General features: G+C 65.6%; 15 protein-coding genes. 8 read left to right on the top strand and 7 right to left on the bottom strand.

Going from position 1 to position 13,762, the window contains the following annotated elements:
- Positions 1-106 precede the first annotated feature (106 nt).
- The 5 genes from ASF31_RS12720 to ASF31_RS12700 form a co-directional block, all read right to left on the bottom strand.
- Complete coding sequence (locus ASF31_RS12720) at positions 107-913, bottom strand: inositol monophosphatase family protein (protein WP_017504555.1); 807 nt, start codon at positions 911-913, stop codon at positions 107-109.
- Between the two features lie 101 nt (positions 914-1,014).
- Positions 1,015-1,581, bottom strand: a complete 567-nt coding sequence (gene efp / locus ASF31_RS12715) for an elongation factor P (protein ID WP_055754985.1) — start codon at positions 1,579-1,581, stop codon at positions 1,015-1,017.
- 103 nt (positions 1,582-1,684) lie between these two features.
- Positions 1,685-2,245, bottom strand: coding sequence for a tryptophan-rich sensory protein (locus ASF31_RS12710; protein WP_055754984.1), 561 nt, complete (start codon positions 2,243-2,245; stop codon positions 1,685-1,687).
- Between the two features lie 69 nt (positions 2,246-2,314).
- Entirely contained in the window at positions 2,315-2,815 is a 501-nt protein-coding gene (bfr, locus tag ASF31_RS12705; protein WP_026108332.1) for a bacterioferritin, read from the bottom strand.
- A 141-nt stretch (positions 2,816-2,956) separates the two neighbouring features.
- Positions 2,957-3,142, bottom strand: coding sequence for a bacterioferritin-associated ferredoxin (locus ASF31_RS12700; RefSeq protein WP_017504559.1), 186 nt, complete (start codon positions 3,140-3,142; stop codon positions 2,957-2,959).
- A 130-nt stretch (positions 3,143-3,272) separates the two neighbouring features.
- On the opposite strand from ASF31_RS12700, the gene thiE reads away from it, so the two are divergent.
- The 5 genes from thiE to ASF31_RS12675 all read left to right on the top strand — a co-directional run bounded on the left by thiE (position 3,273) and on the right by ASF31_RS12675 (position 8,476).
- On the top strand, positions 3,273-3,926 hold the full coding sequence (gene thiE / locus ASF31_RS12695; protein WP_055755039.1) for a thiamine phosphate synthase: 654 nt from the start codon (positions 3,273-3,275) through the stop codon (positions 3,924-3,926).
- Positions 3,927-3,988: 62 nt separating this feature from the next.
- On the top strand, positions 3,989-5,680 hold the full coding sequence (locus ASF31_RS12690) for a HAMP domain-containing sensor histidine kinase (protein WP_055754983.1): 1,692 nt from the start codon (positions 3,989-3,991) through the stop codon (positions 5,678-5,680).
- A 286-nt stretch (positions 5,681-5,966) separates the two neighbouring features.
- Entirely contained in the window at positions 5,967-6,506 is a 540-nt protein-coding gene (locus ASF31_RS12685) for a hypothetical protein (protein WP_156356049.1), read from the top strand.
- Positions 6,507-6,749: 243 nt separating this feature from the next.
- Entirely contained in the window at positions 6,750-7,175 is a 426-nt protein-coding gene (locus ASF31_RS12680) for a DUF2231 domain-containing protein (protein WP_055754981.1), read from the top strand.
- Positions 7,172-8,476 (top strand): sorbosone dehydrogenase family protein, encoded by a 1,305-nt coding sequence (locus tag ASF31_RS12675; RefSeq protein ID WP_055754980.1) that lies wholly within the window; start codon positions 7,172-7,174, stop codon positions 8,474-8,476. The genes ASF31_RS12680 and ASF31_RS12675 overlap by 4 nt, the downstream gene beginning before the upstream one ends.
- A 122-nt stretch (positions 8,477-8,598) precedes the next feature.
- Here ASF31_RS12675 and ASF31_RS12670 read toward each other — a convergent pair whose 3' ends face one another.
- The gene (locus tag ASF31_RS12670; protein WP_055754979.1) at positions 8,599-8,940 is read right to left on the bottom strand and encodes a TonB family protein; all 342 of its coding nucleotides are present in this window, start codon (positions 8,938-8,940) and stop codon (positions 8,599-8,601) included.
- 110 nt (positions 8,941-9,050) lie between these two features.
- Entirely contained in the window at positions 9,051-9,926 is an 876-nt protein-coding gene (locus ASF31_RS12665) for a LysR family transcriptional regulator (protein ID WP_055754978.1), read from the bottom strand.
- 117 nt (positions 9,927-10,043) lie between these two features.
- Between ASF31_RS12665 and ASF31_RS12660 the strand changes: the two genes are divergently transcribed.
- From ASF31_RS12660 to ASF31_RS12650, 3 genes are read left to right on the top strand one after another with little or no spacing between them, the layout of a single operon-like run.
- Positions 10,044-11,546: a CoA-acylating methylmalonate-semialdehyde dehydrogenase gene (locus ASF31_RS12660; RefSeq protein WP_055754977.1), complete on the top strand. Its 1,503-nt coding sequence runs from the start codon at positions 10,044-10,046 to the stop codon at positions 11,544-11,546.
- 7 nt (positions 11,547-11,553) lie between these two features.
- Positions 11,554-12,690: an isobutyryl-CoA dehydrogenase gene (locus tag ASF31_RS12655; RefSeq protein ID WP_055754976.1), complete on the top strand. Its 1,137-nt coding sequence runs from the start codon at positions 11,554-11,556 to the stop codon at positions 12,688-12,690.
- Positions 12,687-13,736: an enoyl-CoA hydratase/isomerase family protein gene (locus ASF31_RS12650; RefSeq protein WP_055754975.1), complete on the top strand. Its 1,050-nt coding sequence runs from the start codon at positions 12,687-12,689 to the stop codon at positions 13,734-13,736. Before ASF31_RS12655 ends, ASF31_RS12650 begins: the two co-directional genes overlap by 4 nt.
- The last annotated feature ends 26 nt before the right edge of the window (positions 13,737-13,762 follow it).

Below are 13,762 nucleotides of genomic sequence, written 5' to 3'. Positions count from 1 at the left end.
TTGACGCCCCACCGGCCGCTGGCGATCAGGCAAGAGCCCCTTCGTCACGGCGCTGAAGAAGCGCCGCGCCACTTCCCCGCAAGCGGGGAAGAGACAGAAGCGAGCCTCAGGAGCCCTGCAGAACCTTGCGCAGGTGCGGATGCAGTTCGGTGTTCGACGCCAGGATCGACTTGCCCGTCTTGGGATCGCCGTCGTTCTCGATCGTCGTGACCCGGCCGCCGGCCTCGGTGACGAACAGGATGCCCGCCGCCACGTCCCAGGGCTTCAGATTGCGCTCATAATAGGCGTCGTAGCGGCCTGCGGCGACCCAGGCGAAGTCCAGCGCGGCCGAACCCAGGCGGCGTATGCCGGCGACCCGTTGGCCCACGGCGTGCAGGTCCTTGATCGACTGGGCGTGGCCCGACTTGCCGATGAAGGGCAGGCCGGTGGCGATCAGGCTTTCGGACAGGTCACGACGGCCGGCGACGCGGATGCGCTGGTCGTTCAGATAGCAGCCCTTGCCTTTTTCGGCCCAGAACAGCTCGTTCATGACGGGGTTGTAGGTCACGCCGGCGACGATCTCGCTCGACCCGTCCGGCGCGCGGCGCTCCAGCCCCACCGTGATGGCGAAGTGGGGCATGGCGTGCATGAAGTTGGTGGTGCCGTCGATCGGATCGACGATCCAGGTGTGGGACTTGTCCGTCCCCTCGATCATGCCGCGTTCCTCGCCCAGGAAGCCATAGCCGGGGCGGGCCTTCATCAGCAGTTCGTAGAGCGTGTCTTCGGCCTTCAGGTCGGCGGCCGTGACGAAATCGCCGGGGCCCTTCCTCGACACCTGAAGCTGGGAGACTTCGCCGAAGTCGCGCAGCATCGGGCGGGCGGTCTTGCGCACCGCATCGGTCATGACTTGGAGCAGGGCGGAGGCGAGGGCCATCGGGGAATCTCCTGGTCCGAAAGTCCTTCAAAGCCGCAGCCGGACAGTCGGAGAAGTTCAGAAAGGAACGGCCCCGCGAGGGGCCGCTTTAGCGTGGTCTGTTAGTCCGCGCGGCGGACGTATTCGCCGCTGGTCGTGTCGACGACGATACGCTCGCCGGCCGACATATAGGGCGGGATCATGATGCGCACGCCGTTCGACGCCAGCGCGGGCTTGTAGGACGACGAGGCGGTCTGGCCCTTCACGGTCGGCTCGGTCTCGGCGACTTCCAGCACGACCTGATCGGGCAGCTCCAGGCCGATCGGACGCTCTTCGTGCATCTCGATGACGACCTTCATGCCTTCTTGCAGATAGGGGATGCGCTCTTCGCCGACCCAGTCCTTTTGCAGTTCGATCTGCTCGTAGGTGGTGTCGTCCATGAAGACCAGGCTGTCGCCGTTGTCGAACAGATAGGAGAAGTCCTTCTGTTCCAGCGTCACGCGCTCGACCTTGTCTTCCGAACGGAAGCGTTCGTTCAGCTTGTTGCCGGTCTCCAGGTTCTTGGCCTCGACGTTGGCGAAGGCGCCGCCCTTGCCGGGCTTGACGTGGCTGGCCTTGGTGACGACCCACAGGCCGCCATTGTGCTGCAGGACCATGCCGGGCTTGATGGTGTTGCCGTTGATCTTCATGGGGTCACATCGGAAATGGAGTTGCGCCCTCGCACCGTTCGGGGCGAGGCGAATAGGGCGCGATCCCTAGAGGAAGCCCCGATAAAGGGCAAGGCGACGCAACCTAATGCAGGGTGCGTCCGCCCGACGCGTCGTCGGCCTTGCGGTGCAGGAAGTTTCCGAACCGCACGCCTGATCCTAGCGGCGCCGCCATCTTGCCGGCTCCTTCGTCCAGCTTGCGCGCTTCGTGGGCGAAGGCGGCGGCCAGACCCGCCGACGACATGGCGGCGACCACCTGACGCGCCATCGACGACGGACGCAGGCCCAGCCAGACGGCGTTCACCGTCTGGGCCGCGACCCATAGGCCCATGGCGCGGGTCCGTTCCTTTTGCGGAGGCGCGTTCCAGACGCGCACGGCAGACAGAGTCGTCGCCGAAAACACCGCCGGCAGGATCAGGCTGAAGGCTCCCTTGGGCTTTTCGGTGATCGGCAGGTCCTTGTCGCGCACCTGTTTCAGGTTGCGACGGGGCTTCAACGCGCCCGAGGCGATGGTGTGGGCCAACAGGGCGAAGCCTACGGTCAGGGCGATCCCGGCGACCACATGGCCGGCGCTGCGGCCCTCGCTGTTCAGCAAGTCCATGGCGGCGTCGCGCACGTCGTCGATGGCGTCGTCGATATCGGTCATGGTCCGCTCCAGCTTGGCCCTGACAGGCTAATGGCCGGAGCGGATTGGAGTTCCGTCAGAAGGCAGAGCTTAGTTGCCGGTCGCCGCGCCGTCGGTGACGATCTCTTTCATCGCCGATTGCAAATAGTTCTGGGCGCCCATCAGCTCGATCAGCTTGTGCTGGTTTTCCAGAAAGTCGATGTGCTCTTCGGTGTCGGCCAGGATCTTCATCAGCAGGTCACGGCTGACGTAATCGCGGGTTTCCTCGCACTGGGTCACGGCGGCGGCGGTCGTGGCTCGGCTGTCCAGTTCCAGTTGCAGGTCGGCGCCCAGGCATTCGATCGGATCTTCGCCGACCTTCAGCTTGTGCAGGTCTTGCAGATTGGGCAGGCCATCCAGGAAGAGGATGCGTTTGATCAACATGTCGGCGTGCTTCATCTCGCCGATCGATTCTTCGTAGATGACGTTGCCCAGGTGCGCGAGGCCCCAGCTTTCGAACATGCGGGCGTGCAGGAAATACTGATTTACGGCCGTCAGCTCGTTGGTCAGCACTGCGTTCAGCGTGCGCAGGATTGCGGGGTCGCCCTTCATGGCCATGGTCCTTGGTCTCGCCACGGCGCTATCGCCGTCTGTCGAGCGCAGCCATAACACAGTAAAACGGGCTTTGTTTATTTGCGAGTTTTTATCACTGCATTGAGAGTGCGAGTGACTGTCGGCCGCAGGCGAAGCAAACTATTCGGCTGCGAGTGCGAACGCTTCGCGGCTTTCCTGAATCATCTGACGCATCTCGCAGACACATTTGGCGCACTGGGCCTGGCATTGGTTGCGCGCGAAGATGTCACGCGGACGGCAGGCGCCGGCCTCGATGGCCTGGGCGACATCACGCTGGCGAAGACCGTTACAGTTGCAGACGTACACGAGGCGCTACACGTTTCACTGACTGAGAATGGTTCGCTATAGCAGTCCTTAAGGCGATTGCAAGTCGTTCGCATGGCTCAGCTGCCGGTGGGCCGTTGACGGATCGTCGCGGGGGCAGGCAATGACGGACATGGCCCGAACACCCATCGTCCCCGAGCGTCCGCCCTGCCGGCTGTATCTGATCACGCCGCCGGTGATCGCCGATCTGAACGCCTTTGCGCAAACCCTCGATCAGGCCCTGGCCGCCGGCGATGTCGCGGCCTTGCAGATCCGGCTGAAGCCCGCCGACGACGCCGCCCTTCGTACTGCGGTCGAGGTCTTGGCTCCCATTGCGCGGCGTCATGATGTCGCGGTCCTGCTGAACGACCGGCCCGATCTGGCGCGGGCCACCCGCTGCGATGGCGTTCACATCGGTCAGGAAGACGGCTCGCTGGCCGAGGCGCGGCGTATCATGGGGCCAGACGCCATGATCGGCGTCACCTGCCACGACGACCGCGATCTGGCCTGGGACGCCGCAGAGGGCGGCGCCGACTACGTCGCCTTCGGCGCCTTCTATCCCACCGATACAAAGGAAACGGTGCATCGCCCGCCCCTAGACATTCTCACGGTGTGGCAAGAGACGGTCGAGACACCCTGCGTCGCCATAGGCGGGATCACGGTCGATAACGCCGCAGAGCTTGCCCAAGCCGGCGCCGACTTCGTGGCGGTCAGCGGCGGGGTCTGGAACCATCCCGACGGCGCAGCCGAGGCCGTCAGGCGTTTCAATGAAAAATTGCAGGCCTGACTTCAGGGGATATTAGGAACCGTGTCGTCCTATTCCGACCTCTGATTGGTCGGAACCTGTCCATGATCCTGAGCCGCGCGCTCAACATCGACGCCCCCCACAGCGCGCCCGTCAAGGGCGTGATGGCGGCTGGCCATCGGCCCGGCCCCGTCGGCGCCGACGGCCCGGATGGCCCCAATCCCCTTATCCCGGTGTTGACGGGCGTCGTCGTCGCCATCCTGGTCGCGCTGGCGATCGCCTATGCCCGTTCGGCCGGACTGGTGGCGGGCCTGTGGGGCGCCAGCGGCGTCGCCGTCGCCGTCTGGCTGCGCACGAGCAGGGGCCGCGCCAGCGACCTCACCTTCGCCGGCGTCCTGACCGTCAGCATCCTGATTGGCGAGATCATCGCCGGCAATAAGCCGCCGCTGGCGCTGGCCTTCACGATCGCCAACATGATCGAGATCGTCGGGGCTGTCCTGCTGGCGCGCCGGTTCTCGCCCACGCTCAACCTTTCCAGCCTGAACGGCGCGGTCAGCTTCCTGTTCTTCGCGGCTGTCCTGGCGCCGATCCCCGCCGCCCTGTGCAGCACCCTGATCCTGTCGCTGATGGGCCAGGGCGACATCGTTTGGCAGGGGTTCCAGACCTGGTGGCTGGGTCACGCCTTGGGCATCGCTGTATTGGGTTCGCTAGGAATGTCGCTGACGCCTGCGATGTTCGCGCGACTGCTGAAACCCAAGAAGCTGATCGAGGCCGTCGTTCTGATCGGCCTTGTTCCCGTCTTTTACTTTGTCGCCTTCACGGGCGACGTGCCGATGGGCTTCGTCCTGCTGCCGCTTCTGCTGGCCATCGCGGTACGGCTCGGCGTCGCGGGCGCCGCCTTCACCCTCGTCGTCATGAGCGTGCTGCTGGTCGGCAGCGCCATGATCGGAAACGGCCCCTATGCTCAGGGCGACCTGACCCATCAGGTTCTGATGGCCCAGATGCTGGTGCTGATCGGCTATATGCCCGTCCTGCTGGTGGCCTCGTTGCTGGAAGAGCGCGATCTTCTGGCGGAGCGCGCGCGCGTTGGTCGAGAACGCGCCGAGAAGGCCTCGGAGGCCAAGTCTCGCCTGCTCGCCAACGTCGCCCATGAGATCAAGAGCCCCGTCGCCGGCATCATCGGCATTGGCGACCTGTGGCGGCAGGGCCATCTGGGGCCAGTCTCGGCCCAGCAGGCCGAGATGTCCGACATGCTGGTCAAGACCGCGCGTCAGGTCGAAACCCTGGCCCACGATCTGCTGGATGTGGCGCGCGCCGAATCCGGCGCCGTCCGGGTCGATCTGCGGCCGACCGACATTCCGGGGCTGCTGGAAGACGTGCGCCGCACCTGTCTGCTGTGGCCCGACGCCGACAGGGTCGCCGTCGAGGTGGTGTGCGAGGGTGATGGCTTGATCGCGGTTGCGGACTCTCAGCGTCTGGCCCAGATCATCACCAACCTGACCAGCAATGCGCTGAAATACGGCGGTTCCGGCGGCCGTGTCGTCCTGCGTGCGCTTCGTCAGGACGACTGCGTCCGCATTGAGGTCAGCGATTTCGGCCCCGGCCTGTCGCCACAGAAGCAGGCGCAGTTGTTCGAACCCTTCAACCGCCTGGGGCTTGAGCGTTCGACGGTCGAGGGGCACGGCGTCGGCCTGGCCTTGGCCAAGCGATTGGTCGAGTTGCAGGGCGGCTCGATCGGCGTGATCTCGGCGCCGGGCGAGGGCGCCACCTTCTGGGTCGCGCTGCCGAAGGCGTGAGGTCGCGCTTGCGGTCGCGCTCCGGCCGCGCGATGGTCCGGCCATGCCCATGATCGCCCTTGCCGCCGCCCTCGTGATTTCCGGACAGGCGACGACGCCTCCGCCGCAGCGCGCCGGTTCCAACCTGACGCGGGACTTGAACAGCGCCCCGCCTTCCGCGACCCCGCCCTCCGCCTCCACGGCAGCTCCCACCCAGGCCCCGGCCCGGGCGACGAGCCAGGCCTTGCCTCCAATCGGCCAAACCCCCGCGGCATCGCCGCGTCCGGCGCCCGCCGCGTCACCCACGATGCGCACGAGTCAGACCCAGCCGCCCATCGGCCAAAGCCCGGCGGCCACGACGCGCCCGGCGATCGCGACACGTCCGCAAACGCAAGCCCCGACCACAACGGCGCCTCAAGCGACCGCGCCCCAACCGACAACGACCGCGCCTGCCGCAACCCCGCCGGCCGCCGCACCCGCCCCGGCGGCCTTGAACGCCGCCGCCATCGCCGCTCTGCCGTTCAGCATCCAGCTGCCTACCGGCCTGACCATCACCCCGGCGCGCGCCGGCGCGAACGCCGACATCTATCGCGTCCAGCGCGGCGACCAGACCCTGCTGATGATCTACGCCGGTCCGTCGTCGCAGTTTCCGATCTATGACGGCGAGACGGTCCGCGCCGGCGGCCGCGCCTCGGTCGTCGTGACCGAAGGCAGCCGCCGTCTGGCGATGGAGCACCTGTTCCAGCGCGCCGTGGACCCCAAGGAAATCCACGTCTGGATCGCCAGCGTCGAGGGCGCGGACCGGGATCTGGCCGAAAGCATCGGCCAGTCCATCGACGTTCGCTAGCCGCCTTGGCCCGCTGAAACGGGTCGCCACTACCCGACCATCTGGCGGCGGCTATCGCTGTTTCGCAGCATCGCCGTCCGCTGGCGGGCGGCAAATATTAGGGCTGCTTTCCTCGGCGCAGGCAGCCCAGTCCATCGCTCGTTTTCTGGCATCGATCTTTAGTCATCGCCGATACGCCAAGCCGATGTGAACCATTTCCCGTTCAGACGGTTAGCCAAGCCAGACTTTACGGAGAGGGCTGGCATGAGCACCCATGGACTGAAGGATGCGGTCGTTCGACCGTTGCATTGGCTATTGCTGGCGTTTCCGATCGCGCTGTTCACCTTCGCCCTGTTCACCGACATCGCCTATCTGAAGACGGCCGAGGTCCAGTGGACGAACTTCTCGGCCTGGCTGATCACCGGAGCGCTGGTGTTCGGCGGTGTCGCTGGCCTGTTTTCGATCTTCGATTTCGTCGTCGGTCTGCGCCATGGACGGTCTCGGCAGGCGACGGTGCATCTGGTCGCGCTCGCGCTGGCTTGGGTTCTGGGGCTGGTGAACGCCTTTAAACACAGCCAGGACGCCTGGAGCTCCGTCGGAGCCTTCGGTCTGATCCTGTCGATCCTCTGCACAATCCTGGTCCTGGTCGCCGGCTGGACCGCCTATGCCGCGCGGGAGAGCGTCCGATGAACAAGAATCTGCTCGCCGCCAGCGCCGCCCTGGCCATGGCCCTGACGGTCGCATCGTGCGGCAACGCCAGCGATCCGAAACTGAATCAGACCGGCGCGACGCCCGACTTGCCTAAGGTCAACGAGACGCTGGTGCCGCCGATGAAGATCAGCCCACCGGCAGGCTGGAACGGCGAGACGCCGACGGTACCGCAAGGCTTTACGATCAGCGCCTTCGCCACGGATCTCAAAATCCCGCGTCAGATGCTGGTCCTGCCCAACGGCGACGTCCTGATCGCCGAGGGAAGGGGCGGCCACGCACCCCCCATGCGGCCCAAGGATGTGATCGCCGGCGTCATCAAGAAGCAGGGCAACACCAAGATCAAAGGCGGCAACCGCATCACCTTGGTGCGCGACGCGAACAACGACGGCACGCCCGAACTGCGGACGGTTCTGGCGGACAACCTCGATGCGCCCTACGGCCTGGCCTATGTCGACGGCTATCTCTATGTCGCCGAACAGGGGGCGCTGGTTCGCTTCGCCTTCCAGCCGGGCCAGACCGGCATCGCCACGCCCGCCGAGCGGGTGACGGACCTGCCCTCGCGCATCAACCACCACTGGACCAAGTCCCTGACCGCCAGCGCGGACGGGTCAAAGCTGTATGTCGGCACCGGCTCGAATTCCAATATCGGCGAGCGCGGCATGGCGGTCGAGGAAGAGCGCGCTACGGTGTGGGAAATCGACCGGGCGACCGGCGCGCGGCGCACCATCGCGACCGGCATTCGCAATCCAACGGCTCTGGCCATTGAGCCGACGACCAATCTCTTGTGGTCCGTGGTCAATGAGCGCGACGAACTGGGGCCGCAACTGGTCCCGGACTATCTGACCCAGGTACGTGACGGGGCCTTCTACGGCTGGCCCTACAGCTATTGGGGCCAGAACCGCGATCCGCGCGTGATGCCGCAGAATCCCGAGATGGTCGCCAAGGCCATCCGGCCGGACTACGCCCTGGGATCGCACGTCGCCGCCCTGGGCTTGGACTTCGCCCGGAATGGCGGCTTTGGCGGGCCGTTCACCAACGGCGCCTTCATCGGCATGCACGGCAGTTGGAACCGTCAGGACCCGTCCGGATACAAGGTCGTCTGGGTGCCCTTCAACGCCGGTCGTCCTGCGGGTCAGCCCGTGGACTTCGCCACAGGCTTCCTGAAAGACGGCAAGGCGCGCGGGCGTCCTGTCGGCGTCGCGTTCGATGGGAACAAGCGTGTGCTGTTCGTCGCCGACGACCTGTCGAACACGGTGTGGCGCATCGCGCCTGCGCAATAGGCCGGCTTTTCCCTCGCCCGGCAAGGGCGAGGGAAGTCGCTATTGTCCTCGACACATAGCCGAATAAGAAAAATCCCCGGCTGCAAGCAACCGGGGACCTTCCATATGGGGTGAACTGTGACCTACGGCGTGAAGTCGATGGTGCGTTCGAAGGGGGCGTCGACCGGGCGGCCGCGATCCATGAACGGCGTGACTTCGGCGCCGTTCATCAAGGCCAAGGCGGCTTCGCCAAAGCCCATGCCCGGACGGCTTTCTTCCAGCACGACGCAATCGGTGACGTGGCCCGACGCCAGGGCGGTGCAACGCAGGCGCACGCTGAAACGGTCGGTGCTCTCTGCCTTCGGCGCGACGGTCCGTTCGATGGCGGGTTGAGGCGCATTGTAAAGGGCCGCGTCCTTGAGCAGCGGTCCAGTCGGGGCGCCCAGCAGGGCCGTCATCAATGTCAGGCTGAAGGTCAGTGTCATGGCAGGCCTCGTTCGTCTTCTATTAAGATTTGAACGAGACCTCCGTTCCCCGAAGTTTCAAAAACGCGCTGGTGTGTGCGGCGCACCACACTTCGATTTCTCTGCTGAAGTCAGAATGGCATCAAGCTGGACTGTTGTTCTTGGCACAGGGTCTTCAGCCAAGAACGCACGGTGCGCAGACGCGCGGTGTCGTGGACATCGCGGTGGGTGGCCAGCCAGAAGCGGCGCTCGATCAGGATCGACGGCAGGACGCGCACCAGTCCCTCGGCCAGGAAACAGGGCAGGACGCCGACGCCGCCCCCGGCGGCGATGATCTCCCGCTGCGCCCGGATCGAAGACGAGGCGACGTGGGGCGCGAGGCCTGGCTGGACCTCGTCAAGATAGCGCAACTCCGGTGCATAGATCAGATCGTCGATATAGCCGACGATGTCGAAGCGGCTCAGGTCTTCGACGGTCTTCGGAACGCCGTTGCGGTGAAGGTGATCGGGCGAGGCGTAGAGGGCCAGCTGATACGGCGTCAGCGGCTCGACGATCAGGCGTGCGGCATGTGGCGTGGCCAAGGTGATCGCCATGTCGACCTCTCGGCGCGTCGGCGACAGGAAGCCGGAGGTGGCCGCCAGTTCGATCCTTAGACCCGGATGGGCCAGACGCAGCGCGGGCAGGGCGGGGGCCATCAGGGTGACGCCAAAACCCTCGGACGCGCTGACGCGCACGACGCCGGCAGGCGCATCCGGTTGGGTCACGCGGCCGGCGGCCTCCATCGCGCTTTCGGCCTCCAGACCGATATCGAGCAGTTGGGCGCCGGCGGCGGTCAGCTGAAGCCCGGTGGTCGAGCGGACGACCAGGGTGGATTTCAGCGCGCTTTCCAGTCGGGCGACCCGACGCCCGACCGTGGCGGCGTCGACGCCCAACCGCTGCGCCGCGCCGCCCAGAGAGCCTGCGCGCGCCGCAGCGATGAAGATGCGCAGATCGTCCCAGTCGTACATGGCCGTCTAGTCATCTTGCAAAAACGCAGAATGTTGCCTGCAACTTTGCATTATCGACCCGCGCACAGGGGTGATAGCCATAGCCGCAACAAAAGAACCAACAGGGACACCCAGGCCATGCGCGACATTCGCCACTTCATCGACGGTGCGGCTTTCGACGGCGCGTCCGGACACTTCAGCGACGTGTTCAATCCCAACACCGGGGATGTGCAGGCCCGCGTGCAACTGGCGACGACGGGCGAGGTCGATCGTGCGGTCCAGGCGGCGCAGAACGCCTTTGACGGTTGGGCTTCGACCAATCCCCAACGCCGCGCCCGCGTCATGTTCGACTTCAAACGCCTGGTCGAGGCGCGGATGGACGAACTGGCCGAACTGCTGTCCAGCGAGCACGGCAAGGTCATCGCCGACTCCAAGGGCGACATTCAACGCGGCCTGGAAGTGATCGAGTTCGCCTGCGGCATCCCGCACGCGCTGAAGGGCGAATACACCCAAGGCGCCGGCCCCGGCATCGACGTCTATTCGATGCGTCAGCCGCTGGGCGTGGTGGCGGGCATCACCCCGTTCAACTTCCCGGCCATGATCCCGATGTGGATGTTCGGCGTGGCCATCGCGGTGGGCAACACCTTCGTGCTGAAGCCGTCCGAGCGTGATCCGTCAGTGCCGGTGCGTCTGGCCGAACTGATGCTGGAAGCGGGGGCGCCGAATGGCGTGCTGAACGTGGTGCACGGCGACAAGACGGCGGTCGACGCCATCCTGACCCATCCGCTGGTTCACGCTGTCAGCTTCGTCGGTTCGTCCGACATCGCCCACTATGTCTATCAGACGGGCGCCGCCAACCATAAGCGGGTCCAGGCCATGGGTGGCGCCAAGAACCACGGCATCGTCCTGCCCGACGCCGACATGGATCAGGTGATCAAGGATCTGTCCGGCGCGGCCTATGGCTCGGCGGGCGAACGCTGCATGGCGCTGCCCGTCGTGGTGCCGGTCGGCAAGAAGACGGCCGACGAACTGCGCGAGCGGATGGTCGCGGAAATCCCGTCGATGCGGGTCGGCGTCTCGACCGACGCGGGCGCCCACTATGGCCCCGTCGTCACGGCTCAGCATCGCGAGCGTGTCGCGGGCTGGATCGAGAAGGGCGTGCAGGAAGGCGCTGAACTGGTCGTCGATGGCCGCGACTTCAGCCTGCAAGGTCACGAGAAGGGCTATTTCATCGGCCCGTCGCTGTTCGACCATGTGAAGCCGGAGATGTCGTCCTATCAGGAGGAAATCTTCGGTCCGGTGCTGCAGATCGTGCGGGCCGAGACGTTCGAGGAGGCGCTGGCCCTGCCGTCGAACCACCAGTACGGCAACGGCGTCGCCATCTTCACTCAGAACGGCCGCGCGGCGCGCGACTTCGCCGCCCGGGTCAATGTCGGCATGGTCGGGATCAATGTGCCGATCCCGGTGCCGGTCGCCTATCATACCTTCGGCGGTTGGAAGCGTTCGGCCTTTGGCGACATCAACCAGCACGGCATGGAGGGCGTCCGCTTCTGGACCAAGACCAAGACCGTGACGGCCCGCTGGCCGGACTCGGCGCTGGAGCATTCGGACAGCTCGTTCGTCATTCCGACGATGCGCTGAGGCCGTCATGGATTTCGCTCTCAACGACGATCAGCGCGCCATTCAGGACGCCGCCCGCGCCTTCGCCGAGGCCGAACTGGCGCCCCATTCCGCGCGCTGGGACGAGGACAAGCATTTCCCCGTCGAAGTGATGAAACAGGCGGCCGAAATGGGCTTCTGCGGCATCTATACGGCTGAGGAGCACGGCGGCATGGCCCTGGGCCGGGTCGAAGCAGCGGTGATCTTCGAGGAGCTGTCGCGCGGCGACGTGGCGACGGCGGCCTTCATCTCGATCCACAATATGGCGACGTGGATGATCGATCGCTTCGGGTCGGACGACCTGCGCGGCCGGTTCGTGCCGTCGCTGGTGGGGATGGAGAAGATCGCCTCTTATTGCCTGACCGAGCCGGGCTCGGGGTCGGATGCGGCGGCGCTGCGGACCACGGCCGTGCGCGACGGCAACCACTATGTGCTGAACGGGTCCAAGGCCTTCATCTCCGGCGCAGGCACGTCTGACGTCTATGTCGTCATGGTCCGCACGGGCGGCGAGGGGGCAAAGGGCGTTAGCGCGATCGTGGTCGAGGCCGGCACGCCCGGCCTGTCGTTCGGCGCGCAGGAAAAGAAAATGGGCTGGAACGCCCAGCCGACCGCCATCGTCCAGTTCGACGACTGTCGCGTGCCGGTCGCCAACCTGCTGGGCGAGGAGGGAGCGGGTTTTCGCTACGCCATGGCCGGTCTGGACGGCGGTCGGCTGAACATCGCCGCCTGTTCGCTGGGCGGGGCGCGGCTGGCGCTGGAGACGGCGCAGGAGTACGTCGCCACCCGCAAACAGTTCGGCCGTCCGATCGGCGAGTTCCAGGCGCTGCAGTTCCGGCTGGCGGACATGGCCACGGACCTGGAGGCGGCGCGTCTGATGGTGCTGCGTGGCGCCTGGGCCATCGACACCGACCATCCGGAAAAGACCAAATGGTGCGCTATGGCCAAGCGTCTGGCCACCGACGCCTGTTTCCAGATCGCTGACGAGGCCCTGCAACTGCACGGCGGCTATGGCTATCTGAAGGACTATCCGCTGGAACGGATCGTGCGCGACCTGCGGGTCCACCGCATTCTGGAAGGCACCAATGAGATCATGCGGGTGATCATTGCGCGGGAGATGACCAAGTGAGCGAGGCCGAGGTCGTCACCCGCATCGAAAATGGCATCGGTCGCATCACGCTCAACCGGCCAAAGGCGATCCATGCGCTGAACCGGGCGATGTGCGAGACGATGACGGAGGCGCTGCTGGCTTGGCGCTCGAATTCCTCCGTCTCCGCCATACTTATCGACCACGCCGGCGGGCGGGGTTTTTGCGCGGGCGGCGACATTCGCATGATCGCCGAAAGCGGAGCGGGCGATGCGTCGGAGGCCAAGGCCTTCTTCCTGGCCGAGTACCGGTTGAACCACCTGATGTTCGACTATCCCAAGCCGATCATCGCCATTGTGGACGGCATCGTCATGGGCGGCGGGGTAGGCATTTCCGAGCCGGCCGACATTCGTGTGGCGACCGAGCGCACCACCTACGCCATGCCCGAGACCGGAATCGGCTTGTTCCCCGACGTTGGCGGCGGCTGGTTCCTGCCGCGCCTGCCGGGACAGACCGGCGTCTGGCTGGCGCTGACAGGCGCGCGGCTGAAGGCGGCCGATACAGTGGCCCTGGGCATCCATACACATTTTGTAGCGACCAGCGATCTGATCGATTTGATTGAATCGATTGGCTACCATCCTCATGATCCAAAGGCGGAGGCCGATGCTTGGGCTAGCGATCCCGGCCCGTCGTCGCTGATGCAGCACCGCGAGCTCATCGACCGGCTGTTCGCCTTCGACACGGTTGAGGAGATTTTCCAGGCGCTTGAGGCGGACGGCACGGACTGGGCGCTGAAGCAGCTGGAAACCCTGAAGACCAAATCGCCACAGTCGCTGAAAGTCTCGCTGCGTCAGATCCGCACGGGCGCAACGCTGAACAGCTTCGCCGACAATATGGCGATGGAATACGCCTTGGGCGGCCGCGTGGTGCGCACCCACGATTTCCAGGAAGGCGTGCGGGCCGTGATCGTGGACAAGGACAATGCGCCGAAATGGTCCCCGGCGGACCTGTCGGGCGTTACCGACGAGACGCTGGATGCGTTGTTCGCGCCGCTGCCGGACAATGAAAAATGGACGCCGCTGGCCTGATCACGGCGCCGACAAAGGGAGAGACA

The organism is Brevundimonas sp. Leaf280, assembly GCF_001422455.1.
GTDB lineage: Bacteria > Pseudomonadota > Alphaproteobacteria > Caulobacterales > Caulobacteraceae > Brevundimonas.
This window is presented reverse-complemented; position numbering and strand designations above follow the sequence as displayed.